The sequence below is a fragment of the Lawsonibacter hominis genome (assembly GCF_014287895.1).
In the GTDB taxonomy this organism is placed as follows: Bacteria; Bacillota; Clostridia; order Oscillospirales; family Oscillospiraceae; genus Lawsonibacter_A; species Lawsonibacter_A hominis.
The window spans coordinates 15976-41704 of the sequence record NZ_JACOPP010000002.1 but is presented as its reverse complement, the minus strand read 5'-3'; the positions used below and the strand labels follow the sequence as shown (position 1 = coordinate 41704).

Sequence of the window (25729 nt, the reverse complement as noted above, 5' to 3'; positions counted from 1 at the left end):
CCGTCCGCTGGCCCCCGCAGGCCCAACTGCAGGTACAGTCCCGGCTCGCATCACAAAAGGCAGCCCCGGCGGTATCGAACCGCCGGGGCTGCCTCAGTGTGCCGAAAATAACGCCTTCTTCGATGGCGTGTGCGCCTGCGAAAGCTCAAAACGGACCGCCGTTGGCGGCTTGTCGCCTTACGCGGTCTGCAGGGGTCGCCGTTTTTAAGGCCGCCTCAGGATGCGCCGGACACCCGGAATTGGGCCAGACGGGTCAGTTCGTTGACCAGCAGGGGGACCGCCGGGTTCTGGGTCGCCTTACGCCAGACCAGGATCACCTCATGGCTGGAGTCCAGCGTGATATACCGGAACGCGTCATTGGTCACCTCGCGCGCCCAGCCGTCCATGACGGCCACCCCCATGCCGTTTTGCACCCACAGGACCATGGACTCGATGGTCGGAACGATCTGGAGCTTTGGGATGAAGCCGTATTGCGCGCAATACTCCCGCACCAGCGCGCAGGTTCGGTTGGCGTCGTCGTCCACTACCACCACAAAGGTCTCGTCCCGAAAATCCGCCGGTTTGGGGCTGGCCAGCGCCGCCTGGGGGCTGCGTGCGGAGTAGAGGATGATGCGCGGGATTTCCGTCAGCCGCTGCACCGCCAGGGCCGGGTTCTTCTCCGCGGCATGGTCGATGGTCATGACCACATCCAACCGTTCTGCCTTGAGGGCCTCGATCAGCGCCAGGAAATCCCGGCTCTCCATAGTCAGGCCCACATTGGGGTAGGAGGATCGAAAGCGCTGAATGAGTTCCGGAAAAAAGCCGGATACGTCCCAGCCGGAGGGACACCCCACCGCCACCACTCCAGCCTGGGCATTGTTGGCCTGGCGCGCCTGCTCCACCGTAGCGGAGAACGACTCCCGGCAGCGGGTGAAATAATTATAAAACAAGATCCCCGCCGCCGTCAGGCTGGTCTTTTTGCTGGTACGGTCAAACAGGGTAAAGCCGAGTTCGGCCTCCAGGGAGGAAATCTGCCGGCTGATGGCAGGCTGCGTCACATAGAGCTCCTGGGCCGTACGCGTAAAGCTCCGGTTGCGGGCCACCGCCAGAAAATATTCGATTTGCAGCTGATTCAAGACGCTTCCTCCCCTCCTGTACCTGTCAGGCCGGATGCCGCATGTATCCTCCAAACCGCAAGGCAGGTCGTTTCTTCCTCCGTATTATAACAGAAAACGCTCCGTTGGCAAACCCCTCCGTTTCCCATCAGCTTCCCAGCGCAAGGTTCTGCCGCCGGACCGCCGCGGCCCGGCTTGCGCGGTCATGGGCGCAGAGCTCATGGACCAGATAGTCCGGTGCGATTCGTTCCACCAGTCCCCGAACCGCCCCATCGGTCCAGGGCCGGTGGGTATCAATATTCAAAATATGGCGGTAGCTGGCCGCAAACCGCTCCAGATAGTCCTCCGGCAGAGGCGGCAGCGCACCTGTGTGGGCACGGACATAGGGACCGCTGAGGGACTGATGCAGATGGACGCCCTTGATATACCGGCACAGCGTTCCGTGGGCGTCCAGCATACGGTGGATATAGGCCGCCCCCTCCGCCTGGGTACGCAGGTTCCGGTCCGTGTTCATCAGGTGTCCCGTATCCAACAGGATCCCTTTGCGCGCAAAGTGGATCTTCTCCAGCAGGCTACCGGTCAGGGCCGGGTCTGTGAAGGTGAATCCGGGCCACCACTGGTTTTCCACCAGGAACTGAAAAGGCCAGTCCCGGCCGTCCAGCAGCCGGTTGGCAAGCTCCGCCGCCGCGTCGATCACCGCCGCGTGGCTGTGTTCCCAGCGGTAGGTATATCCCTCCTCGATGGATACGTCGGACACATGGAAGACCACATACCGCGCCCCCCACGCCAACGCCCGCTTCAAATCCGCCCGATAAAGGTCCAGCAGAGTCTGCTCCCCCTCCGCCCCGCCGTAAAACGCCCTCCAGACCGGCTCAGAGCCGAATTTCCGCATCAGCGCCGCCCGGTCCCCCCGCCAGAAGTCCAGCCAGTCCGGATAAAAGGTCAGATGATACCCGAAGCGCAGTCCTTCCGGAATGCTCCAGGGCGGCTCCACGCCGCCCCATACGCCCTCCAGGCCGTCACAGCCGCAGGCTGCGACCGCCGCGGGCAATTCCGCCGCGTACTCCTCCAGTACATCCGCCGCCAACGGGAGGCTCATGAGCGTATACACATCAGTTGCCCGACGGGAAGAACGGCGCCAGCGCGGCCGCCACGCCGCTGACCGGCATGGTCTGCAAAACGATGCGTCCCGGCCCGGTGACCACGGTGTTGAACAGGCCCTCGCCGCCGAACAGCGCGTTCTTTACCCCCTTGACAGACTGGATCTCAATGGAACAGGCGGCGTCCATCATGGCCAGGTTTCCGGTATCCACCACCATCTGCTGACCGGCCCGGAGCTCGTACTCCACCGCGTATCCGTCTACCTCCAGAAAGGCCGTGCCACGGCCTGAAAGTTTCTGCATGATGAAGCCCTCGCCGCCGAAGAAGCCGGCGCCCAGCTTTTTCTGGAAAAAAACCGAAAGCTCCACCCCCGGCTCTGCGGCCAAAAAACCGCTCTTCTGCACGACCACAGGGTGCTCCGGAGTGATCTCCACCGCCCGGATCGAGCCGGGAAAACTGGAGCCGAAGGCGATCATGCCGTCCCCCTGGGCAGTATAAGTATTCAAAAAGATCGACTCCCCGGAGAACATGCGCCCAAAAGCCTTGCCCAGCCCGCCCGCCGAGGTCTGCATCTGCAGATTGGGGCTCATCCATACCATGGAACCGCGCTCCGTAATCATAGATTCTCCCCCCGCCAGATGGCAGATCACCACGGGCATGGGCTCGCCGACGATCTCATAGTTCATATCGAATGCCTCCTGTTCAAATGCCGCCCGGTCTTCTCCGGACAGTCTCCTGATCCCATGGACCGGGAAGGAAAACGGGCGCCCCCCTCCCGGTCTCCTTCCTGCATTCTAACACAGGCCCCGCTCCGCCGCAAGGGCTTTACAGGAGGGCGGCTGTTATGGTATCATGATACAAAACGGAAGCAAAGGAGCCGATTTTCATGCAGTTTACCCACGAGCAGGCCTGGGACCTGCTGAAGGAATACAACCAGGAGCCGTTTCATCTCCGCCACGCCCTGACGGTCGAGGCCGTAATGGGCTGGTTTGCCGATGCGCTGGGCTATGGAGAACAGGCGGAGTTTTGGCGTCAGGTCGGCCTGCTTCACGACCTGGATTTTGAACAGTGGCCCGACGCGCATTGCGTCAAGGTCCGGGAACTGTTGGAGGCTCGCGGCGCGGACGCCGCGCTGATCCACGCCGTCGTCAGCCACGGCTGGGGCATGACCGGGGCGGATGCCAAGCCGGAGCACCCAATGGAACAGGTCCTTTTCGCTGTGGACGAGCTCACCGGCCTCATCGGGGCCGCCGCCCTCATGCGCCCCTCCAAAAGCGTACAGGATATGGAACTCTCCAGCCTGAAGAAGAAATATAAGGACAAAAAATTTGCCGCCGGCTGTTCCCGCCAGACCATCGCCCAGGGGGCGGAAGCGCTGGGTTGGGAGCTGCCGGAACTGCTGGAGCGGACGCTTCAGGCCATGAAGGCCTGCGAGGCCGATATCGAGGCCAAGTGTGCATCACTGTAAAACCATCAAGGCCCCCGGAGCACGCAGCGCGTGCTCCGGGGGCCTTCTTATTTCTCCACAGTCTGCCTGCGCCGCTTTTTCCGGTGCAGACACAGCAGCATCCCAACGCTCACAGCCGCCAGGACTGCGGCCGCGGCGATGGCGATTTTTCCCCCCGCCCCGCCGTAGCTCACGGAAACGGTCACGGCCGATCCCGCCGCCTGAAATTGAAGATAGGCGCCGAAGTAGGAATACGCCGTATCCTGCCACACACCGTCCTCCAGCACACGGACGGCGCTCACCCGCTCGCCGGGACGCGGCAGATAGCGCACGGTATGTACTGCCGCGCCATCCGCCGGGATGGTCAGCGCCCAGGTCTCGCCGGCATCCTCCCCGGTCCCGCTCCGGACGGCGGAGAGGACGTCTTCCCCGGTAAAGCTGCCCTCCACCAGAAACACGCTGCCCCCTGACTCCCGCTGCCGGCCGCCGGCCAGAGCGGTTACGCATGGGGTATAGACCGCCTCCACCGTCTCGTCGAAGGTAAGCTGATCAAACTCGGTCCGGCTCCAGGCGGCAGAATAACCTTCCTTGGGCGGGACATCCGGAACCTCCTCCGCGGACAGCGAGCCTCCATAGTCGAATGCCACCGTTCCAACCGGCGCGCCGTCCGCCCAAAAACACAGCGAGAAGGTTCCGAACTCCGCCGGAGCTCCCTCCAGAGACAGCAGCGTATCATAGTCTACCGGCTCGGCCCGTCCGGAGTAGCTGAACCGGTCCAGGCCCGCCAGCGTATCCGATACGAACAGGTTGCCGGAAAAGGTCCCGTCCACGCTGCCGGAGATGGCCCCGGCAAACTGCACGGCATCCTCGATCCGTACCAGCGCGCGGCAGTCGGTGACCACACTCCCCGCGCCCACGATCCCGCCGGTATAGCGCCCGCCCGACAGCAGGCACTTGGCCCAGCAGCGCCGGATGGCGGAGGCGGACTGCCCGGCGATACCGCCCAGATAGCTGCCGCTGCCGGAAGAAATGGAACCGTAGCCCTCGCTGTCCACCACGACGCCCAGGGACATGAGCCCCACGATCCCGCCGGCACAATCCTTTTTCACCTCCACCGCGCCCCGGTTGACGCAGTGCTGCACCACCGCCTTGGCCTCATAGCGGGCGTTGAGAATACTGCCGCCATCGGCGGTCAGATCGTCTTCCGGATCGAAATCGTACTCCACCGCCATAGCGCCTACGATCCCGCCCACGTTGCGGTCCCCGGCCACCGCGCCATAATTGACGCAGCCGGCCGCCTTTCCGCTGGCTGCGGCGCTCCAGTCTTCCTCCGAGGTGTCTGCAAAGCGGTCCGCCGACGAGGTAGCTCCACTGCCGCGCAGCAGATCCAAAAAGCGCTCCATCACCACCAGGAATTGCCCGTTGACGGCCTGAAGGTCCTCCGTCAGCGTTCCCGCCGCGGCATGCACCGCGCCGCTGAGTCCATCCATTTCTTCCGATAGGCCCTCCATGGCCGCGTACAGGGCGTTTCCGGATGCACGCATCCCGTCGCTCAACGGCGCAAACTGGATCACACGTTCCTGAGACAAGTCCCGGAACAGGCGGTACCCGTCCCCCACCAGCCTTGTCGCGGACGCGGCCGCGTCCGCAAAGGCCCCTGCCGCGTCTGCCAGGGTCTGTACCGCCTCCTCCAGCCGTCCCGCGGCCAGACAGCCGTCTGCCAGCGTATCCCGCAGATGACCGGCGGCGGCCTCCGTGCGGTCCGCCGCCCGGCTCATCTGTAAAACAGCCGAAACCACATGATCCAGGGCATCGGACAGGCTCCGGGTATCCAGATTCACATTGTCCAGCACGGCGCACACCCCCCGGGCCACGCTATGCAGGCCGTCGGCGGCGGCTTGCAGCGCGGCGGCCAGTTCGTCCCAAGCAGGCTGAAGCGCATCCAGCCGCTCCAGCAGTTCCTTCCAGTCCTCCGTCGGCGCCAAGCCATCTCCGATCTGGCCCAAGGCCCGTCCCATGGCCTCCAGCGCCGTCCCTAGCTCGTCGATTCCCTGCGCCGCCTGCGCCAAGCCCTGACGGAGCGCGCTCTCGTCCTCCACCGTCAAGGCGTTCCCCGCCAGCGCCAGCGCAGTCTCGATCTGCTCCAGGGCGGCCTTTGCGCTCTGGTTGGCGGCATCCAGATCATCCGCCGCAAGCTGCAGATCCCCAAGTCCATCGCCGCCAAGCGCGATCACCGGGACCAGCTGCTCCAGCGTCCGCTGCAGAAATTCGATTCCGCCGTCCACCTGCCCGGATACGTCCTCCAGCTGCTCCAGCAGCGGTACGGTCCGCTCCAGGGTATCGGCCAGCAGCTGGGAAAAGCGATTGATCTCCGTCAAATTTTCATCCGACCAATCCGCCGCCCCCTCCGCCAGTCCTTTGGTCTGTGCAAGCGCGGAATCGGTATAACCGGAGATCTGTTCAAACCGGCCGGAGATGGTATCGGAGCTTTCGTCCATATCCCGCAGGGCCCGGTCCACCATGGCGTTCAGGCGGTTCAACTCCTCCTCCAGGCGCGAAAGTCCGTCCTCGTCGGCCACAAGGATGATATCCGGCTCCATCTGCCCTGCAATGCCGCCCACTTCTTTACGGCCGTTCACCCGGCCGTGGTTGATGCAGCCGCTGAGATACCCGCTGGAGCGCCCCACCACGCCTCCTACGTTGTAGCCTACATGGGGATAGCCCACACTGCCGTAATTGGAATCACTCAGCAGCAGGCCGGAGGAATATCCGGCGATGCCGCCGGTATCGGTGGCGCTGTCCACCAGTTCCGTGGTATCCGTGTCGGTGATCGCTGTGACCAGATCGCTCTCCAGCTCCGACAGGCCGCTCTGCCCGTCGGCGGCCAGCGTGTTCACACTGGCACGGTTGGTACAGCTGGAAATGCTCCCCGCATTTTTCCCGGCGATGCCGCCGGTATAGTGCTCTCCCCGGATGCTTCCGGATACGGTACAGGATCGGATGCTCCCGGACGCCTCATTCTGCCCCGCGATCCCGCCCACGGTACCGTCCCCGGACACTGCCCCGTAAAAGGTGCAGTTCAGCAGCTTTCCGCAGTTGATCCCGGCGATCCCCCCCACCTGCGTCTGCGCCCCGGACGGACAGACGCTGCCCGCCACGATCAGATTGCGGATCAGTCCGGTCTCCGCCACGATGCAGAACAGTCCGGTAATGGAATCTTCCGCTCCGATCCGCAGGCCGCTGATGGTATGGCCCTGTCCCTCAAAGGTGCCGCTGAAAATCGGGATCGGCTCAAATTCCATCCCGCTCAGATCCAGGTCGCAGCGCAGCCGTACGATTTTCCCCTCCGACCAGGTGTCCAGCGCACACTGTTCGGCAAGCTGCGCCAAATCCTGCGCAGAACGAATCTCGATCTCATTTTCCGCCGCCCGCGCCGCGGCCGCAGGCGCAGCCGGTCCCACGCACAGCACAGCCGCCAGCAGCAGGGCAAATATCCGTTCAAGTTTCTTCATGGCGGTCCTCCGTTCCCTCTGTGACCTCTCCGGGCAGAACGTTGACGTTCACGTCGCCCTTTACCCGGGCGTGGACGACACCCACAATCTCGCCGGAAATCGTACCCCGAACCAGGCCGTCCAGCCGCACGCTCCCGCTGGCGCTGCGGGACTGGAGGGGAAGGCTCACGCTGAAGGAGGTCTTCTCGATGACCCTGTCCCCCAGCAGCAGGATCTGCGGCAGCACCAGCATCACCAGGAAAATCGAGATAAAGGTGCCCCGGCCCAGACACTGTCCGATGCCCGCGATGGCAGCCTCGGAAGTCAGCCGGCCGATCAGCGTGCCGGCGATGGCCAGCATCAGCCCCGAGGTGATGATGGTGGGAAACGCCAGATTCATCGTCTCAATGATGGCGTCCCGGTGGTTCATGGTCCGCTTGAGCTCCCCAAACCGGCTGGAGATGACAATGGCGTAGTCGATATTGGCGCCCATCTGGATGGAACTGACGATCAGGTAGCAGATGAAAAACAGAGGCCTCCCCGTCAGGGCTGGCACGGCAAAATTGAGCCAGATGCTGCCCTGGATGACCAGCACCAGCAGGATGGGCTGACCCACCGATTTAAAGGTGAACAGCAGCACCATCAGCACGATGAGGATGGACACCACCCCCACCACGGAATTGTCCCGCTCGAAGGTCTTGCACAGATCGTATTGACTGGTGGACTCGCCCACCACGTAGACCGTGCCGTCGTAATACGTTCCGGCGAGCGCATGCAGCTCGTCCAGGAAGGCGAAGGTCTCCGCGCCCTCTTCCGGCAAATTCAGATAGACCAGCATGCGGCTGTAGTCCTCGCCCTGCAATTGGAGACGGGCGTTGTTCATCTGTTCATAGGCCTCTTCCAGGGTGCCGCGCAAATCGGCCTCCAGGGTGATATAGCCCTGATCCACCTCATCATAGAGGAAGCAAACCATATCGATGAGGGGAACACTGTAGGAGGCGAGCCCGTTGACAATCTTGGCATAGTCTGCGTCGCTGGCGGCATAGGCGGCGTAGAGCAGCTGGGCCGCCTCATAGTCCAGGTCCAGCAGTTCGGAAAACTGCCGGGGGGTAAGCCGGTCGGTGAGCCTATAACCGTCCATGGCTTCCACATTGGCAAGCCCCAGGGCGGAGTCCACCTCTTCCCGGTCCTCCAGCGCGCGCAGCAGCTGCCCCTCCGCCTCGTAATTGCCGGCCGGGACCACCAGCGCCACCATATTGCTGCCGCCGAAGTTGTCCTCGATCATCTGCTGGGCGATCTGGGTGTCGTTCTGGATGGGGGTCGTCAAGGTACTGTAGCCATAGACGTAGGGGCAGTCGCCCGCGATCACCGCCGCCGCGATCACCGCGGCCAGAAAGACCGGCGGGACGATCTTCCGCGTAGCATAGGCCAGCTTTCCGACAAAGGGGATCTTGGGTACGAACACCCGGTGGCCCGTGCGGTCCATCAGACCGCTGAAGAGCATCAGCAGGCCCGGCATCAGCAGGAAGACCGTCAGCAGGCTGATCACGATGGCCTTGATAAGCACGATCCCCAGATCCGGCCCGAGCTTGAACTGCATCAGCGTCATGGCAAACAGCCCGCCAATGGTGGTCAGGCTGCTGGCCGAGAGCTCCGGGATGGCCTTGCTCAGCGCCACGATCACCGCCTCGCGGGCCGGCAGCACCTCGTGCTCCTCCCGGTAGCGGTGGCAGAAAATAATGGCGTAATCCACCGACAGGGCCAATTGCAGCACGATGGTGACCGAGTTTGAAACGAAGGAGATGGTCCCCAAAAAGAAGTTTGTGCCCATCTGGATCACCGCCGCACTGACAAACGTAAGCAGCAGGACCGGGACCTCTGCATAGGTCTCTGAGGTAAACAGCAATACCGCCACCACGATTATGGCCACGTATACGATGATGACGCTCATCTCGTCCGCGATGGTCTCGGAGGCCGTATTGCCCAGGCTGGTGGAGAGGTAGGCGTCATAGCCCGAGAGGACGCCTTTCACCTGCTCCAGCGCATCCAGGCAGCGCATATCCGCTTCATCCCAGTCCAAGGTGATCTCGAAGAGCGCGGAAACATTATGGTAGTGCTCCTGCGTATCGTCAAAGGCTACGGCGGATACGCCCTCGACCGCCTCCAGGCGCTGGGCCAGCGCCTGCGCCTGCGCATAGGAGAGGTTGGCCGCCATGACCTTAGCGGTACCGAAGGTGGTAAACTCGCGCTCCATCACGCTCAGCCCCTGACGGGTCTCAGTCGTGTCCGGCAGAAACGCCGAAATGGAATTTTCCACGCCGACCCAGCCGCGGGAGACCGCCGAAAAGGCGATCGCCAGCGCAAACAGCAGGAAGAATAAATTCCGCTTGTCCACGATAAAGGCGCAGATCTTCATCATGGCCTTGTTCTCCGTGGCGTTCCGATGTTCTCCGCTCATACCGTTTCCGCCACGCCAACCACATCGATCCCGCCGACCCGGCAGTCCATCCGGAACCGGATCCCCGTTTCACTGAGCGTACCCTCCGCGTGATAATGCAGCTCAGACATCAGCGTGACCAGTACGCCCGAAAAAGAAATCGCGCCATCCTTATAGCGTCCATCCACAAAGGGACTGCACCGCTCCAGCAGATTGATGGCTCCGCTGAGGGCCCCGTTGTGCAGTTCCACCGCCATGGAGCCCCGGCGTACCCCCAGTGGAACGGCTGCTTCAATTTTGTAATGATAGGTCCCGTTTTCCATATCGTGAGCCTCCTTTTGACCCGTATACTCTACGCGTTCCGCTTCGGGGATAAAACGGGCAATGTGGATACCGTTGACTAATTTCAGACAGCAGCGGGGTATTTGCCTGGAAAAGGATCAATACAACGCGTCCACTTGACCTTTTTCTCAGACACTTGTATCATAGATCCATGGAAACCATACGCAGGAGGTGCTTCCATGACACATGCGGAACAGGCCAATCGGACCAAGGCTCAGCTTGCCGCCGCACTGAAGCAGAAGCTTCAGACCAAAGTCATCTCTAAGATCACCGTGAGCGAGCTGATCAAGGCGTGCAATATCAACCGCAACACCTTCTACTATCATTTCGAGAGCGTCTATGACCTTTTGAAGTGGATGCTGGAACAGGAGGCCATCCAGGTAGTCAAGCATTTCGACCTGCTGGTGGACTATGAGGAGGCCATTTCCTTCGTCATGGATTACGTGGAGGAAAACGAACATATCCTCAAATGTACCTGCGACGCGGTGGGGCGGGACGAGCTGAACCGCTTTTTTGCCGCTGATTTCCGGGACGTGATGCGCTCCCTCCTGGATCGGGTCGAGCAGGAGCTTGGCGTGCATGCCGAGCCAGCCTTTAAGGAATTCCTCTGCGCCTTTTACACCGAGGCCCTTGCCGGCATGCTTCTTGACTGGCTGCGCAACCGGGAACTGCGGGACCGTGCGAATACCGCCCGCTACCTGGTGCAGGTGCTGCGCTGTTCGCTCCCCGGCCTGCTTTCCTCCTCTGCGGGCGCCCCCGCACCCCCAGCCGCAAAAAACGCGCCGGGTCTCGGTTTGAACCGAACCAGTAAAAACGGACAATAGACAAAACGCCCCCTAATGAAGGAAAATGAAAGTACTACATTAGGGGGTATTATTATGGCAAGGAAGTATCAGCACACCCAGGAATTACTGCCTAAAATCAAAGAAATGCTTGAAGGCGGAATGACACAGCGAGAGGTTGCGGAGAGACTTGGGGTGACAGGAGAGAGAGCAATCCATCATCTTCTTACACGCGAAAGGAAAAAGGAGCTGCATGGCATACCGAAGCAGCGTGGTCGGAAACCCGCAAAGGCCCTGGCAGAGTACAAATACGAAAACAAGCGCTTGAAAATGGAAGTAGAGCTGTTGCGGGATTTTCTCTTGCTCACTGGGAAGGAGTGAAGATCAGCGTAAAATACAAGGTCATATATCGACACAGAAAAGAGTATCCCATCAGCGAAATATGTCGTTTTTTTGAAGTATCCCGTAGCGGTTACTACGGATATGTCAGCAGGATGGATGCCCTGGCCAAAGATTTGCCCCTTGCTGAAAAAATACGAGAGTGTCAGGCAGAGAGCCGGAACACATATCAAAAACAAAACTGACGCCTCTGGAATTGCGCCGCCAGTTTGCTGCTTGAAAATCTCATAGTCCTATATTAGGGGCGTTTTTGTGCTGTCCGCACAATCGGGGGCGGTTCAGTTGAGACCCGGCGCGTCAGCTTGTCGAAAAAGGTTGGACTTTTTAGGCCGGAGGAAGCGCCGCGCCTGCGGACACCCGCGCCTCCGCGATGTTCAGGGCGTGATCCCCGATCCGCTCAAAGTCGGTCAGCAGCTCAGAAAAGATGATGCACGCCTCGTCGGAGCAGGCTCCGGAACGCATCCGGTCCAGCTGGTTCTGCCGGTAGGCGCCCGTCATATCGTCGATCCGCTGCTCCAGCGCGGCCACGTTTTTCAGCAGTTCCATGGGTTCCGCCGTTTCACGGGCCAGCTCGTCCAGCACCGCCAGGCATACGCTCTCCATCTCCTGGAGCTCCCGGCGGGCCGCGTCGGAGAAGTGGATATGCTTTTCCTTGAGCATACCGGAATACTCGCAGATATTCATGGCGTGATCGCCCACCCGCTCAATATTTCCGGTGATCTTGAAATAGGCGCTTACCGCCGCCGAATCCCGCTCGTTGGTCTCGTGAACGATGACCTTGGAGATGAACTGAGAGATCTCCTTATTCAGATAGTCGATGTATTCCTCGGTGGCCTCCGCCCCCTCCAGCAGCTTGGGATTGCGCTCCAGCACCGCCTGGAAGCCCACCTCGGTGTTCTGCCGCGCCATCCCCAGCATCCGATCCAGCTCCTGCCGGAGCTGATTGAGGTACATGGCGGAAAAGCCGATGGGGTGTTCCTGCTTCGTGTGGATGGGGCCCGGGATCAGATACGCCAGGTGCATTCCCTCCTCCCCGCTCTCCTTCCGGTCGGGCAGGATGCGCATGGCCAGCTGCACCAGCTTTCCGCCCAGCGGGAGCAGCAGGAACGTAGTGACAATGTTAAACAGCGTATGCATATTGGCGATCTGGGCCGCCGGGTTCTCCGGCGTCAGGGACTGAACGCCGCCCACAAGAGAGAGCCCCAAAAGCGGCGTTACCAGGCACAGCGTTGTAAACACGACGGTACCGATGATATTGAACAGCAGATGGATAATCGTGGCCCGCTTGGCATTGCGGCTGGTGCCGATGGAAGCCAGCACCGCGGTGATACAGGTGCCGATGTTCTGACCGAACAGGACGAATACCGCGCTGTCGAGTCCGATCACGCCGCTGAGCGCCAGGGCCTGCAGGATCCCCACCGAGGCGGAGGAGGACTGGATGAGCGCGGTGAAGCCCGCGCCCACCAGAATACCGACCAGAGGATTGGAAAACGTGCTCACCAGTTCTACAAAGGCAGGCCAGTCCCGCAGCGGCTCCATGGCCGTGCTCATCATGTCCATGCCGATGAAAAGCACTCCAAGGCCGGCCAGGATGCTGCCGTAGTGGCGGACCTGGGGCTTTTTCACGAAGACCACCATCGCTACGCCCACAAACGCAAACAGCGGCGCCAAAACGCCCACATCCAGCGCGATGAGCTGCCCGGTGATGGTGGTGCCGATGTTGGCCCCCATGATGATCCATACGGCCTGACGCAGGGTCATCATACCGGAGTTGACAAAGCCCACTACCATGACGGTGGTGGCGGAGGAGGATTGGATGACCGCCGTGATGACGGCGCCCACCAGAACGCCCAGAAACCGGTTGGCCGTCAGCCGCTCCAGGATGCTCTTCATCCGGTCGCCGGCAGCGGCCTCCAGGCCGGCGCTCATCATCTGCATGCCGTACAGGAACAGCGCAAGACCGCCCAGCAGTCCCAGCACGATGGTATAATTCACGTTCCATCCCTCATTCTTTAGGCATCACCGGACAATTCCCCACGCACGTCTTGGCGGCCGATTTGCCCCACAAATGCGTTGCAAAACCTTGCAATACAAAAAGTATTCCTGCAGTTTTGCGCCTTTTTGCGGCACAAATTTTCGCGCCGATCCGCACGCGTTGAAGCATGCGGCAATGCCTTTACACAATGATCACAAATCCAAAAGCAGTATAGCGAATGTAAAGTTCCGCGTCAACCGGATTTACAAGAACTTTACAATTCGTTTTCTCCGCCTTTCGTCCCGGTTTGCTCCTTGCGTCTCCGGCCGGCGGCGCGCAAGCCCGGCCCGCCGCCGGCGTTTTGCCCCGGTTCCAACAAGCCTTAATCCAATTTTAATGCAGAAATACCTTGGATCGGTTGCCTTCCCTTCCGAAATCGGCTATACTATGGTTTAAGACCAAACGGCTTCCAACGGGTCAAACGGATTCTTCGGAAGTCCATGGCGTCTTGCGCTGTGCAAGGCTGCTTTCAGCGGCTTTGGTTTGGAGTGCATCGTCAATGGAACGCGCGCCGCACCGGGGCGGCAACCGTCCGCCCCTTGAAACGGATCCATTTTTCCGCTTCCTTGACGCTGCCCGTCATTGGATGGATCCGCATCCGCACCAACGGCAAAAGGAGAATGTATTTATGGATCAACAGCCTGCCAAGAAGCGCCGGGGTCCCAAAAGCAAGTTCGGCAAGATCCTGGTCAACCTGATCGTCACCGCTGTGGTCGGGTTCCTCTATTTTTACGTAGCCCTGCCCGCCATCAATCTCCAGTCCAGCGACTTTTACCTGTTCATCGGCATCCTCTGCGTGGTCTACGTGGTCTGCGCCCTGGTCACCTCCGGGTTCAACCTGGGCGGCGGCGGTCCCAAAGAGTATTTCAAGTTCATCAAGTCCCAGTGCCTGCCGATCGGCATCCTGTTTCTGGCGCTGATCCTGGTGGCCATCGTAGGCTCCGTCATCTCCCTCCCCATCTTCCGTGCGGGCGCCTACCGGGATCTGCTGGACGTGCAGGACGGCGATTTCTCCGCCGATGTGGCTCAGATCTCTTTTAACGAGATTCCCACGCTGGACCGCACCTCCGCGGAGTTTCTGGGGGACCGCCAGATGGGTACGCTCAGCGATATGGTCAGTCAGTTCGAGTATTCCAACGACTCGACCCAGATCAACTACCAGGGCCGTCCCGTGCGGGTGGCTCCCATCGACTACGCGGACATCATCAAGTGGTTCACCAACCGCTCCGAAGGCCTGCCCGCCTATGTGGTGGTGGATATGGTCACCCAGGAGGCCACGGTAGTCCGCCTGTCGGAAGGAATGAAGTATTCCTTCTCCGAGCCGCTTAACCGCAACATCTCCCGGCACCTGCGCTTCCAGTACCCCACCTTCCTGTTTGCCACGCCTCAGTTCGAGATCGACGAAGACGGCCAGCCGTGGTGGATCGCTCCCCGGGTGGTAAAGACCATCGGCCTGTTCGGCGGTACCGACATCCACGGCGCGGTACTGGTCAACGCCATCACCGGAGAGAGCACCTATTATGAGCAGGTCCCCACCTGGGTAGACAATCTGTACACCCCCAGCCTCATTATGGAGCAGTACGATTACCACGGCACCCTCATCAACGGCTTTATCAATTCCATCTTCGGCCAGCGGGACGTGACGGTGACCACCGAGGGCTACAACTATATCGCGCTGAATGACGATGTATATATGTATACCGGCGTCACCTCCGCCAATGCCGACCAGTCCAACCTGGGCTTCCTGCTGTCCAACCAGCGCACCAAGCAGACCAAATTCTACTCCGCGCCCGGCGCCACGGAGGATGCCGCCAAGCTCTCCGCCATGGGCGTGGTGCAGGATCTGGGCTATACCGCCACCTTCCCCCTGCTGCTCAACATCGCGGATCAGCCCACCTACTTCATTCCGCTGAAGGACGCCACCAACTTGGTAAAGAGCTACGCCATGGTCAACGTAGCCCAGTATCAGGTGGTGGCTGTGGGCTCCACCGTCGCCGCCTGTGAGCAGAGCTATATCGCCCTGCTCTCCGAAAAGGGCATCACTACCACCGAGGAGCTGCCCCGCACCGAGGTCTCCGGCCGGATCACCGACATCCGCAGCGCCGTGATGGACGGAAACTCCTACTACTTTATCCAGCTGCGCGGCGACGCGGTATATTATTCCCTCTCCGCCGCCGCCAATCCGATCGCCGTGATCCTGAATGTGGGCGACACCGTGACCATCAGTCACGCACCGGCGCTGGAGGGCGAGTCCTCCTCCATCCTGACCGGCGAAACTGTGACTCTGGATCGCGCGGCCCCCTGACTTCTATCTGCAGGAAAGCCCCCTGGCCCCGGCGCAGCTGCGCCGGGGCCAGGGGGCTTTCCCAATGTGTACGGAGTCTCCGGCCGCGTTAAGGCGCCGCCGCGCCTTGCGCCTGCCCTGACCCCTTGGGGATTTGATGCTTTTGACGATTTATCCAATCCATTCGTAACGCTCTTTTTTCGTTTTGTCTTGAATCCCGTCAGTTTGGTCTTATCTTTTCGCCCTTTTCTCTCTTTTGTTTTCCTTCCCAAGCATTCAGAAGATGCAGCGCTTCCGGTGCGAGCAGCAGCAGCGCACACAGATTGGGCAGGGCCATCAGGCCGTTGAAGATGTCGGCCAGCTGCCACACGGCGGCCAGCTCCCCCACGCTGCCCCCGACCACCATCAGCAGGAACACTGCCCGATAGAGCCGGCGCCAGCGGTCAGAGCCCGTCAGGTATTCCAGGCCCCGCTCCCCGTAATAACTCCATCCCAGCAGCGACGTAAATGCAAACAGCAGCAGGCACAGGGACACAAAGATGCCGCCGAAGCGGCCGAACACGGTGGAAAAGGCTGCGGCGGACAGAGGCGCGCCCACCATGACGGAGGAGACGCGTCCGCTCTGGATGGCGGCCAGGGCCGCTTTTTCATCGTAGACCCCAGTGGTCAGGATGACTAAGGCGGTGACGGAGCACACCAGCAGCGTGGCGACAAAGACCTCGAACATCCCCCACATGCCCTCCTCGGCGGGCTCCTCCACATCGGAGGCGGCGTGCGCCATGGCGGAGGAGCCCATGCCCGCCTCGTTGGTAAACACGCCCCGGGCGATCCCATAGCGCATGGCGGCGGCCACACCGTAGCCCAGCCCGCCGCCCGCCGCGGCGCGGGGTGCAACGGCCCCTGAGACGATGCGCGAGAGCGCGTCCGGGATGGCGGAGGCATGCACAAACAGCACCACGGCCCCGCCGCCCAAAAACAAAAGTGCCATACAGGGCACCAGCTTCTCGCTGAAACGCCCGATGCGCCCGATCCCACCCAGGATGACCGCCCCGGTCAGCAGCGCGGTGATCGCCCCAACCGCCAGCCGGTCCCAGCCGAACGAGGCCTCCAGCGCGGTGGCGATGGAATTGGCCTGCACCATGTTTCCGCCCCCCAGAGAGGCCGCCACACAGCAGACGGAGAACAGCGCCGCCAGAAAGCGGCTGCCCACGCCCCGCTCCATGTAGCACATGGGGCCTCCCTGCCATCCGCCGTCCCGGGCGCGTTCCCGGTAGCGCACCGCCAGCGTCTTCTCCGCACAGCTGGTCATCATGCCCAGAAGGGCGGAGACCCACATCCAGAACACCGCCCCAGGCCCGCCGTAAAAAATGGCGGTGGCCACCCCGGCGATACTCCCGGTCCCGATGGTGGAGGCCAGCGCAGTGGACAGGGCCTGGAACTGAGTCAGCCCGCCTCCCTGCCGCTTCCGCCGGGGCCGGAGGAGGGAACCCAGCGTGGTCCTGAGCCATAACCCGCACTCGAACACCTGAAAAAAGCCGGTACGCAGGGAATAAAACAGCCCCACCAGCAAAAACAGCCCCAGCAGCCACGGGTTCCAAATAAAATCGCCCAGCCGCTCCAGAAAGGTCATCGCCTCACCACCTCAAGCTACTGGTATGCGGACAAGGGACGGAATATGTAATGCCGCAGCCAAACGCAGCGCCCCGGCCTTCCAAACGGCCGGGGCGCGGAAGCTGGTCAGGTATGCCGCTGTGCCGCGGCCGCCGCGCGCCAGACGCTGCGGCGGATGCAGAACAGGGAGCCGAAGACGGTGAGGGCTGCCAGCACGATACACACCAGGATGAACAGGAACACCACGGTATAGGAACCGGTGCTGTCGTAAATAAGTCCATAGATGGTCGTCGTCAGGGCGCAGGCCGTCAGATAGGCGGTGTAGAGGTTGGAAAAAATGGTGTTATAGCATCGGTGACCGAAGGCCTCCCGCACCAGGATAGGCCCTTCCACGACCCCCAGCGCGCGCCCGCCGCCCAGCATCAGCGCAAAGACTCCGGTCAGGATCACGCTTCCGCTGCCGGTCAGCAGCAGTCCCACGGCGCCTACGCCGATGATCGTAAGAAACAGCTCCATCGTCCGCCGGATCCCCCAGCGGACGCTGAGCGCTCCCAGCAGGAACTGCGTCAGCGCGGCCCCCATCTGATAGCAGGCATTGAGTCCGCCCACTGCCATCTCGCCGTATCCCTTGGCACGAAGCATGGCGGGCACATGGGTATAGGCCCCCGATACCAGCGAGACCGCGATGAACATGCCGATGATGAGGTAAAAGACCGGCATGTGGGCCGCTTGGTCCGGTGTGACCCCGGCATCCATGGGCAGCGGGACGCTCTCCCGTCGCCCCGCCCGTACCGTTTTTTTTCCCGTACAGGGCTCCAGCCCCAGCTCCCCGGGCCGGAAGCGGATCAGGAACACCCCGGCGGGCAGCATGACCAACAGGGCGACGGCGGCAATCAGCAGATACCCCGCCTGCCAGCCGCGGCATTGGATGACCCGGGCCAGCACCGGCGAGAAGACGATGCCGCCCAGCCCACCGCAGGCGGTGGCCAGACCGATGTAGCCTCCCGGAGCGGTGAACCACTCGCTGATGACCAGCGGCACCAGGGTGTAGATGCCAAGCCCCGCCGCAAAGCCCAGCAGGGCGGCGCTGAGCATAAAGTGCCAAAACACCGTGGAGCGCGCCGTCAGGACCGCCGCGCCCGCCAATCCCAGGCACACCAGAGCCAGATACTTGCGCAGGTCGTACCGGGGCATGAGCCGTCCGGCCAGAACCGTGCCCGCCATACCGCACAACGTGCGCACCGTATGGGTCAGGGATATCTCTGTGATGGAAATATTTTGAGCGACGCTGACTGGAGAGAGAAACAGGCCGAAGCAATTGATAATCAGGCCGTAGCCGGCAAAATTGAACAGGCATACCCCCAGGAAAACCGCCGTTGCCCGGCGGCGGCTGGCCTGCTGCCGGTTCACAGCCAGTGTTTCTGCACTCATCCGGCGAAGTCCATGACAGTCAGATCCTCCGCCCGGTCCGGCTTGTCATGGTTTTCCGCAAAGATCTGCGGCAGATATTTGGCCAGGCGGTAATACTCCTGGGGCGAGTGGCGGGACAGCCCCTGTACCCGCCGGGGGTCCACGGCGAAGTCGGTGCGCACAGGCTGCTTGTTGACGATCATCCAGCCCAGCCAAAAACGGGTGCGCAGTTCGATCCCGCCCTCCACCGCGCGGGCAAAATGGATGAAGGTGGTCCGGGGGATGTCCCAGTCGGGCGGCCCGCTGTGGGCACAGATGGCCGTCACCGGCTGGGCGTTGAAGCGCTCCATATCGAATCCAAAGGACTCCGGGGAGCGGAAGGAGATGCGCAGGGCCGAGGTGCCCTCCCCCACGTTCTCCAACACGAAATCGCTGGTGTTCCAATTGCGCTCCCGCCAGCTCAGCGCTGGGTCCAGGCGGCGCTGCCGGTGGTCCGGACTGACCCGGGCCAGATAATGGTCGTTGGGGTCCCAGATCTGATAGCGCAGGCTCTCCAGTCCATGCCAGGCGAACCACCACTCGATCATCTCCAGCGTGACGCCGGGCATTCGGGTCAGGGAAGCGATGTATCCGCTGCCGTCCGGCATAACGCACCAGCCCACCTCCCTGGGCAGGTAGCCGGGGTTCAGCAGGTCGTTCCTCTCTTGGATGGGCAGGGCCAGCGCGGGGTCCATGGGCCGGGCCATCTGCTCCAGAATATCTTCGGGCACGGGGGGATATGGTTCATCAAAATATTTGGCGTAGGGCTTGCGCCGCTCCGCCTCGGAAAGGGGTTGTCTCATGGTATGACCTCCGAGCGTTGGATTTTTTGTTGGGGGAACTTCGGTTGCAAACATACCATACCCCAAGCCGGCCGGAAAGTAAAATATCCCCTTTTCATGGCCGTTATAACTTTCCCTCATGGGCCTGCTCCTGTGCGAACTCCACGAACCGCGCCGCCGCAGTACTTCGGTCCGCTCCGGCACGGGTAATGAGCGCGATGTCGATATCTACGATACCGTCCAGCAGCGCCGCGCAGGAGAGGCGGGAGTCGTGCTCAAAACGGTAGCGCCCGCCGGCGATCACGGCGATCCCCTGACCGTCGGCCACCAATTCGGCGATGAAGTCCGATCGATTGGCCACGATCTTCACCCGGGGCGCAAACCCCGCCATTGCGCAGCTCTGCCGGGTCATACGGGTCATGACGAATTCCTCGTTGAGCAGGATGAACTGTTCCTCCCGCAGCTGGGCAAAGCGCACCCCTTCCCTTCCCGCCAGCGGATGCGCCCGCGGCAGAAGCAGGAAAAACTGGTCCCGCATGATCACCGTAGCCTCCAGGCCCGGCTCCGGTTCCGGCGGGATCAGCGTGGCCCCGATGTCCAGCCGCCCGGCCAGCACTTCCTCCCGGATATGGGCCGAACCATGACCGGAGACCACCAGCTCCATTTCCGGAAAGGCACGGGAAAAATCGGCGGTCAGGCGATAAAACAGGATCTGTCCCAGCCCGTACGGAATCCCGAAGTGCAGCCGGCCCCGGTTGCGGCTGTTAGCCTCGTCCACCGCCCCCAGCAGGTCGTTGTATTCCCGGATCAGCTGCTGTCCCCGTTCAAAAAGCACCCGTCCCACATCGGTCGGCTCACTGCGCTTGTCCCCCTGGACAAGCAGCTTGGCCCCCAGCTCCTCCTCCAGATGCTTGACCGCCTTGCTCAGGGCGGGCTGGGAGAGATAGAGCTGCTTGGCCGCAGCGGAATAGGTGCCGCTTTTGACGATCTGAATAAAATACATCAGCTGTCTGATTTCCATCAAACCTACGCCTCCCGTTCCCTTGTTTTTGTTATTCTACCACAAATGCGGCCGGTCTGGAAAGACCTGCACACACTTCAGCGGTATCTCCCCCAATCCCCTGCGGCCCAAGGACTATAACCTTTCGTTCTGACGGATATGAATCATCGGTATAAGCAAAATGTCCTTTGGGGGTTGACCTTTTACAGGATTTCCTGCTATTCTTACCCTGCGTTGAGGGACGCGGCTGCAAAACAGACTGCCGGCGGGTGCATTGAGAGAACCCACCGGCAGGATATGCTGAGGAGGAAATCGTCTTGACGGAACAAAACACAGCGACTGCCAGCAAGCAGAACAACAAAGCCAACAGTTTCGGCGGCTGGGGCTGGAGCATGATCTTCATGTGCATGATCGCCTATTTTATCGGCGGCGGCATCAACACAGACGGCCTGAACATCTTTGTAGGCGCTTTGAGCGGCGCCCGCGGCTGGGACCGGGCCGCCATGCTCTCCTGGTCCACCTACGGCGGCTGGATCGCCATCCTCTTTACCTTTATCTTCGGCCATATCATCGTGAAAAAGGGCGCTAAGGTAGTCTTTGTCGGTACGCTGTTCCTCACTGCCATTGCCATTTACTTCTACGGTCATACGCAAAATTTTGCCGTCTACGCTATTTCGGTCGCCGCCTGCTCCATCCTGAGCGCGGGCTACTCCCTGACCGCGCCCAACACCATTCAGGCCAACTGGTTCCCCCGCAAAAAGGGCCTGGCCCTGGGCTGGTCTACCATCGGCTATCCGCTTTGCACCATGATCTTTCCCTTTGTCACCAACTTCCTGATGGGGAACTTCGGCGTAGAGTCCATGTTTACCGCCATCGCGGTTTTTGTACTGATCTTTGCCGTCATCTCCATCTTCTGGTGCAAAAACACCCCGGAAGAGGTGGGCTGCGCCCCCGACAACGACCCGCTGAGCGCCGAGGAAATCAAGGCCAGTCAGGCCGCCGCCAGAGCCTACAAGAGTCCCTGGACCATGAAGCGGCTGCTCAAAACGCCCCAGACCTGGCTGATCGGCATCGGCATGGGTCTTCTTTGGATGGTCACCGTCGCCATCGTCAGTCAGCTGGTCTCCCGCCTGATGGGCGCGGGCTATGAGCGCACCGCCGCCGTCGGCATGCTCTCCGTCATGGGCTTCTTCGGCATCTTCGGCTCCTACATCTGGGGCTTCATCGACCTGAAGATCGGGACCAGGAAGGCGACCTATATCTACGCCGCCTGGTATGCCGTGGCCCTGCTGCTGCTCATCTTCATGGCGAACACCGTTACGATTTATCTTGGGGTCTTCATGGTAGGCATCTCCGTGGGCGGCATCTGCAATCTGATCCCCTCCATGATCGGCTCGGTCTTCGGCCGCTACGACTTTGCCGCCGCCAGCCGCTTTATCTCCGCCGTCACCAAGGGCATCTGCGCCTGCGCCTATCTGTATAACGCACAAAGCCTCAAGCTCACCGGCAGCCTGACGGCCGGGTATGTGGGGCTCATCGTTCTCTGCGGTGTGGCCGCCCTGCTGGTCTTCCTCATCAAGCCCGTTGTAAAGCCTCAGAACTGAATTTTCTTCCAAAAGGGCCCCGTTCTCCAAGTGGAGAACGGGGCCCTCCGTCTGTTGTCAGCGGTCCACCAGGGGAATCTCCGTCCGGTCGGTCTCCTCCAGGTGGTTCAGGTAATAGTTCGTCTCTCTGGCGGTCACACCGGATAGGAGCAGTACGGCGATCAGGTTTGGAATGGCCATCAATGCGTTGAGGATGTCCGCGATGGTCCACACTAGGTCCAGCGCCAGCACCGGGCCGACTACCACCACGGCCACAAACAAAAGCTTATAGGGCAGCAGCGCCTTCTTTCCCCACAGGTACTGGGCGCAGCGCTCTCCATAGTAGGACCAGCCCAGGATGGTGGACCAGGCAAAGGTAATGATGCCCACCACCAGAATGATGGGTCCCAGCACAGGGATCTGACTGAAGGCCGCGGTGGTGAGCTGGCCGCCGTCAGCGATGGTGTCCATATTGATCTCCGGATTTTTCATGATCGTGGAGACCAGCACCAGGCCGGTCATAAGACAGACCACCACCGTATCCCAAAAGGTTCCGGTGGCGGAGACCAGGGCCTGCCACACCGGGTTGCGGGTCTGGGCGGCGGAGGCCACCAGCGGAGCCGACCCCATGCCGGACTCGTTGGAAAAGAGTCCCCGGGCCACGCCGAAGCGCAGGGCGATCATCACGCCCTGCCCCACCAGGCCGCCTGCGACCGCACCGGGGGTAAAGGCCAAGCGCAGGACCGCGCCCACGGCCGGAAGGATAAAATCATAGTTGATGCCCAGGATAATGACGCATCCCAGCACATAGAATACCGCCATCAGGGGCACCAGCTTCTCGCATACACGGGCAATGGACTGGATGCCGCCGATGATGACGATACCGGTAAGGATCCCCCCCACGACGCCCACCGCGATGGGCGGGATATTCAGGGGGACGTTGTTTTCGATGACCTCCGCGATGGCGTTGATCTGGGTGCCGCAGCCGATGCCGAAAGAGGCCAGCGCGGCCAGCGCGGCGAACAGCACCCCAAGCCACTTCATATTCAGCCCGCGTTCCAGGGCATACATGGCGCCGCCCTGCATCTTGCCGTCCGGAGTGCGTACCCGGTATTTGACGGCGATGAAGGATTCGGCGTATTTGGTAGCGATGCCGAACACCCCCGCGATCCAGCACCAGAACACCGCGCCCGGCCCGCCCAGAAAGATAGCGGTGCCCACGCCGATGATGTTGCCGGTGCCGATGGTGGAGGCCAGGGCGGTGGTGAGGGCCTGGAACTGGCTCACATCGCCGGGGGAATCCGGGTCCTTCGTCACGGACAGCTTGATGCCGGTAAGGGTTTTGCGCTGGATGAACCCGGTGCGCAACGTCATAAACAGGTGGGTCCCCAGCAGCAGGACGATCATGGGGATCCCCCATACGAAATCATCCAGCCAGGTCATGATCTGTGAAAACTGCTCCATTGCTTCTGTCTTCCTCTCTCTGATTCGTCCGGGGAATGCGCGCCCTCCGAAAGCTGCCGGAGAAACCGGTCGATGATCCGGTTCATCGCTTCCGGCTGGTCCACGTTGGCGTTATGCGCCGCGCCCGGAATGAGGAACAAGGGGTGGCCTTCCGCCCGGTGCCACGCTTCGTTATAGGCCCTGACCTTTCCCGTCCGGTCGTGCTCCCCCACGGTCAGCCAGATCGGCCCGCAGGGGGATGTATCCCGTATCTCGGGGATGAACCCGGCAAAACCAAGGTACATTAGCCGGCACAGCTCGTCCTTGGAGTATCCCTGGAGCATTTGGAGCATATTCTCCCTGCCCCGCCGGGTCCTGCCGCACATGCGCGCCATGGAAGCGCGCAGCAGCCTGTCCGGAAAAAGCCGAAACATCCATCGTGTCTGCTTCAGCCAGAAAAGGTCGGACGGGCTGTAATACCGGCTTCCATACGGACAGGTACCGATTGTGATCAGCCCCTTGACCCGTTCGGGTGCGCAGGCGAGCAGCGACTGAGCCACAAATCCGCCCGCCGACTGCCCGATCAGCACTGCCGTCCCGATTTCTTCCCGGTCCAGGATCGTTTGAAGCTCTTCCGCCAAATGTCCGTAGGAAAAGTCCTGGTAGGGCCTTGACTTCCCGTGGGCCGGCGCGTCCCACGTGAGCACGGTATGTCTGCCTGAAAAGTGTTGGATCTGGCCGTCAAACAGGCGGTGATCCGCCGTCAGACCCGGCAGGAAAACCAAGTTCTCCCTCTCCGGGCGCACGCATTTTTCGATCCAGTAATAGGTCCTGCCCCGTTCCGATACGACCGACCGCTCTTCCATTTCCCACGCCGTCCCCCTTCCGTCCGCTATTGTCCGCTTTGCTCCATTCACTTTTTCAGCTGTCCGGCCATGGCGGAGCTGCCGCGCTCCTCCTGCCGTCCCTGCTGCTCCAGGTAGCGGCGTACGGCTTTCTTGCCCGCGGACCGGTTCTCCCGGCGCTTCTTGAAGTCAGAACGCTTCTCCCGGTAGCCGCATACGCAGGCGAACATCTGCTTTTCTCCCTCGCCCGCCAGGCGGGCGGCAAATCGCCGCGTTTCCCCTGCAAAAACGCTCTCCCGCTCCTCCACTAAAACCGCTTCCATACAAAATATGGGCGATTGCGAAAAGCAAAGGAAACAGTAGCACACCTAATGAAATGTTCCGAAGAATCAAAGCGCAAAAATGTGTGTAAAAAGTTCCGGAGCAGGCATTGGAAAAGGGTACCCTTTCCGTAAAAATCACTCGTTTCTGCCTGCGGCAGATAAAGAAATGTATTCTTTAAATATTCCCTCTTGACGCATGCCCAATTTTCGGCAAAGCCGCTGAGAACTTGTATGATAGTCTTCAACATAAGCATCGATGCGCCGGGCATGCATTTGTTTGAACAGGAAATCCATATCTGCTTTTGCAGCCTCATAAGCATAACCCGGCCCGCAGTAATCAGAACGGAAATTCCAGCACACGCTGAAGGCATCCTTTTCCCGCCGGCCAAACACGGTACCTATAAATGCATCTGTTTCCTTCAAACATACCGCCAGTTCCGAATCATCCTTTTGACTCTGTTTCTTTTGGATCTCATCGCCCGCTTCTTCAATACTATCCAGCTTTTCGCCAACAAAACAATGTACTTTAGGATGTGCAAAGAGCTGGAAATATGCTTCGGCATCCTGTTCACAAAATGGCCTGATAACCAATCGGTCGGTATAGAGCTTGATCGCTCCCATTTTTGTTTTCTCCAAATCCGGATTCATCAACGTCTTCGATATCCCTATCATATTGCTTGAATCTGAATCCTTTTGCCCTTTTCCCGCCTTTTATGGAATAGCACCGTCACCCACTCTTGCCAATAGTCAGATAGCTCTTTGCGTTATTTTCTATGATACGGAAAAGCGAACGTGTTGGCAATACGAAAGATACGCGCCCATACCGTTTCCCCCGGGGCATGCCCCGCATACAAAGCCCGCGGCGCCCTGAGACCGCTGACCGCCGCAGGCTAAAAGCCTGCGGCGGTCAGCTTCGGTCCGATCCGGCGCAGGGCGGACGCCCGCTACAGCGCGATGCTCCAATTCCCCAGCGCATCCAGGATGGGGATCAGCTGCTCACAGCGGCGCGTGGCCTGGTACTCCACCCGCACAGGCACTTCAAGATACTCCCGGCGAAGAATGAGCCCGTCGCTTTCCAGCTCCCGCAAGGCGTTGGCCAATACGGTATTGGACACGCCGTCCAGGCTCTTTTTCAGACGGTTATAGCGCGTAGGTCCGTTGTTGTGGAGCGAGCAGAGGATCTGCATCTTCCATTTCCCCCCAATGAGCTCCAAGGCCCGGTTCAGGGGGCAGGCATCCATACAGGGACAATTCTCATGGGTCGGCTCCAAGGTCAGTTCC

General features: G+C 60.9%; 21 protein-coding genes. 5 read left to right on the top strand and 16 right to left on the bottom strand.

The annotated features are described in order from the left end of the window. Nucleotides 1-215: 215 nt before the first annotated feature. The 3 genes from H8S57_RS01930 to H8S57_RS01920 all read right to left on the bottom strand — a co-directional run bounded on the left by H8S57_RS01930 (nucleotide 216) and on the right by H8S57_RS01920 (nucleotide 2881). Nucleotides 216-1115: a LysR family transcriptional regulator gene (locus tag H8S57_RS01930; RefSeq protein WP_186906388.1), complete on the bottom strand. Its 900-nt coding sequence runs from the start codon at nucleotides 1113-1115 to the stop codon at nucleotides 216-218. 127 nt (nucleotides 1116-1242) lie between these two features. Then, nucleotides 1243-2193 carry a TIM barrel protein gene (locus H8S57_RS01925; RefSeq protein ID WP_186906387.1) on the bottom strand — a complete coding sequence of 317 codons (951 nt, stop codon included), beginning with the start codon at nucleotides 2191-2193 and terminating at the stop codon, nucleotides 1243-1245. Nucleotides 2194-2206: 13 nt separating this feature from the next. Then, nucleotides 2207-2881, bottom strand: a complete 675-nt coding sequence (locus H8S57_RS01920) for a TIGR00266 family protein (RefSeq protein WP_186906386.1) — start codon at nucleotides 2879-2881, stop codon at nucleotides 2207-2209. Between the two features lie 200 nt (nucleotides 2882-3081). Here H8S57_RS01920 and H8S57_RS01915 point away from each other — a divergent pair, with 200 nt between their 5' ends. Beyond that, on the top strand, nucleotides 3082-3663 hold the full coding sequence (locus H8S57_RS01915) for a hydrolase (RefSeq protein ID WP_186906385.1): 582 nt from the start codon (nucleotides 3082-3084) through the stop codon (nucleotides 3661-3663). Nucleotides 3664-3710: 47 nt separating this feature from the next. On the opposite strand, the gene H8S57_RS01910 is transcribed toward H8S57_RS01915, so the two are convergent. The 3 genes from H8S57_RS01910 to H8S57_RS01900 are packed head-to-tail and all read right to left on the bottom strand — an operon-like array spanning nucleotide 3711 to nucleotide 9893. Beyond that, complete coding sequence (locus H8S57_RS01910; RefSeq protein ID WP_186906384.1) at nucleotides 3711-7154, bottom strand: GLUG motif-containing protein; 3444 nt, start codon at nucleotides 7152-7154, stop codon at nucleotides 3711-3713. Then, the gene (locus H8S57_RS01905) at nucleotides 7141-9591 is read right to left on the bottom strand and encodes an efflux RND transporter permease subunit (protein ID WP_186906383.1); all 2451 of its coding nucleotides are present in this window, start codon (nucleotides 9589-9591) and stop codon (nucleotides 7141-7143) included. Before H8S57_RS01905 ends, H8S57_RS01910 begins: the two co-directional genes overlap by 14 nt. Then, nucleotides 9588-9893, bottom strand: a complete 306-nt coding sequence (locus tag H8S57_RS01900; protein ID WP_186906382.1) for a hypothetical protein — start codon at nucleotides 9891-9893, stop codon at nucleotides 9588-9590. Before H8S57_RS01900 ends, H8S57_RS01905 begins: the two co-directional genes overlap by 4 nt. Before the next feature lie 198 nt (nucleotides 9894-10091). Here H8S57_RS01900 and H8S57_RS01895 point away from each other — a divergent pair, with 198 nt between their 5' ends. Then, the gene (locus H8S57_RS01895) at nucleotides 10092-10736 is read left to right on the top strand and encodes a TetR/AcrR family transcriptional regulator C-terminal domain-containing protein (protein WP_186906381.1); all 645 of its coding nucleotides are present in this window, start codon (nucleotides 10092-10094) and stop codon (nucleotides 10734-10736) included. Nucleotides 10737-10751: 15 nt separating this feature from the next. Continuing rightward, on the top strand, nucleotides 10752-11075 hold the full coding sequence (locus H8S57_RS01890) for an imidazolonepropionase (RefSeq protein WP_207723666.1): 324 nt from the start codon (nucleotides 10752-10754) through the stop codon (nucleotides 11073-11075). A 342-nt stretch (nucleotides 11076-11417) separates the two neighbouring features. On the opposite strand, the gene H8S57_RS01885 is transcribed toward H8S57_RS01890, so the two are convergent. Then, the gene (locus tag H8S57_RS01885; RefSeq protein WP_186906380.1) at nucleotides 11418-13088 is read right to left on the bottom strand and encodes a Na/Pi cotransporter family protein; all 1671 of its coding nucleotides are present in this window, start codon (nucleotides 13086-13088) and stop codon (nucleotides 11418-11420) included. 668 nt (nucleotides 13089-13756) lie between these two features. On the opposite strand from H8S57_RS01885, the gene H8S57_RS01880 reads away from it, so the two are divergent. After that, complete coding sequence (locus tag H8S57_RS01880; RefSeq protein WP_186906379.1) at nucleotides 13757-15433, top strand: CvpA family protein; 1677 nt, start codon at nucleotides 13757-13759, stop codon at nucleotides 15431-15433. 199 nt (nucleotides 15434-15632) lie between these two features. On the opposite strand, the gene H8S57_RS01875 is transcribed toward H8S57_RS01880, so the two are convergent. The 4 genes from H8S57_RS01875 to H8S57_RS01860 all read right to left on the bottom strand — a co-directional run bounded on the left by H8S57_RS01875 (nucleotide 15633) and on the right by H8S57_RS01860 (nucleotide 20275). After that, the gene (locus tag H8S57_RS01875; RefSeq protein WP_186906378.1) at nucleotides 15633-17042 is read right to left on the bottom strand and encodes an alanine/glycine:cation symporter family protein; all 1410 of its coding nucleotides are present in this window, start codon (nucleotides 17040-17042) and stop codon (nucleotides 15633-15635) included. Nucleotides 17043-17149: 107 nt separating this feature from the next. Next, nucleotides 17150-18433, bottom strand: a complete 1284-nt coding sequence (locus H8S57_RS01870) for an MFS transporter (protein WP_207723665.1) — start codon at nucleotides 18431-18433, stop codon at nucleotides 17150-17152. A gap of 17 nt (nucleotides 18434-18450) precedes the next feature. Continuing rightward, nucleotides 18451-19275 (bottom strand): DAPG hydrolase family protein, encoded by an 825-nt coding sequence (locus H8S57_RS01865; RefSeq protein WP_186906376.1) that lies wholly within the window; start codon nucleotides 19273-19275, stop codon nucleotides 18451-18453. Nucleotides 19276-19378: 103 nt separating this feature from the next. Next, nucleotides 19379-20275, bottom strand: coding sequence for a LysR family transcriptional regulator (locus H8S57_RS01860; protein WP_186906375.1), 897 nt, complete (start codon nucleotides 20273-20275; stop codon nucleotides 19379-19381). A gap of 296 nt (nucleotides 20276-20571) precedes the next feature. Here H8S57_RS01860 and H8S57_RS01855 point away from each other — a divergent pair, with 296 nt between their 5' ends. Next, entirely contained in the window at nucleotides 20572-21858 is a 1287-nt protein-coding gene (locus H8S57_RS01855; RefSeq protein ID WP_186906374.1) for an MFS transporter, read from the top strand. Nucleotides 21859-21915: 57 nt separating this feature from the next. Here H8S57_RS01855 and H8S57_RS01850 read toward each other — a convergent pair whose 3' ends face one another. From H8S57_RS01850 to H8S57_RS01830, 5 genes are all read right to left on the bottom strand, one after another. Then, nucleotides 21916-23301, bottom strand: coding sequence for an alanine/glycine:cation symporter family protein (locus H8S57_RS01850; RefSeq protein WP_186906373.1), 1386 nt, complete (start codon nucleotides 23299-23301; stop codon nucleotides 21916-21918). Beyond that, on the bottom strand, nucleotides 23277-24146 hold the full coding sequence (locus H8S57_RS01845; protein WP_186906372.1) for an alpha/beta fold hydrolase: 870 nt from the start codon (nucleotides 24144-24146) through the stop codon (nucleotides 23277-23279). The genes H8S57_RS01850 and H8S57_RS01845 overlap by 25 nt, the downstream gene beginning before the upstream one ends. 47 nt (nucleotides 24147-24193) lie before the next feature. Continuing rightward, a complete protein-coding gene (locus H8S57_RS01840; protein WP_243204642.1) occupies nucleotides 24194-24448 on the bottom strand; it encodes a hypothetical protein in 255 nt (84 codons plus the stop codon). A gap of 135 nt (nucleotides 24449-24583) precedes the next feature. Next, the gene (locus H8S57_RS01835; protein WP_186906371.1) at nucleotides 24584-25069 is read right to left on the bottom strand and encodes a GNAT family N-acetyltransferase; all 486 of its coding nucleotides are present in this window, start codon (nucleotides 25067-25069) and stop codon (nucleotides 24584-24586) included. A 323-nt stretch (nucleotides 25070-25392) separates the two neighbouring features. Beyond that, a complete protein-coding gene (locus H8S57_RS01830; protein ID WP_243204641.1) occupies nucleotides 25393-25719 on the bottom strand; it encodes a winged helix-turn-helix transcriptional regulator in 327 nt (108 codons plus the stop codon). Nucleotides 25720-25729: the final 10 nt, after the last annotated feature.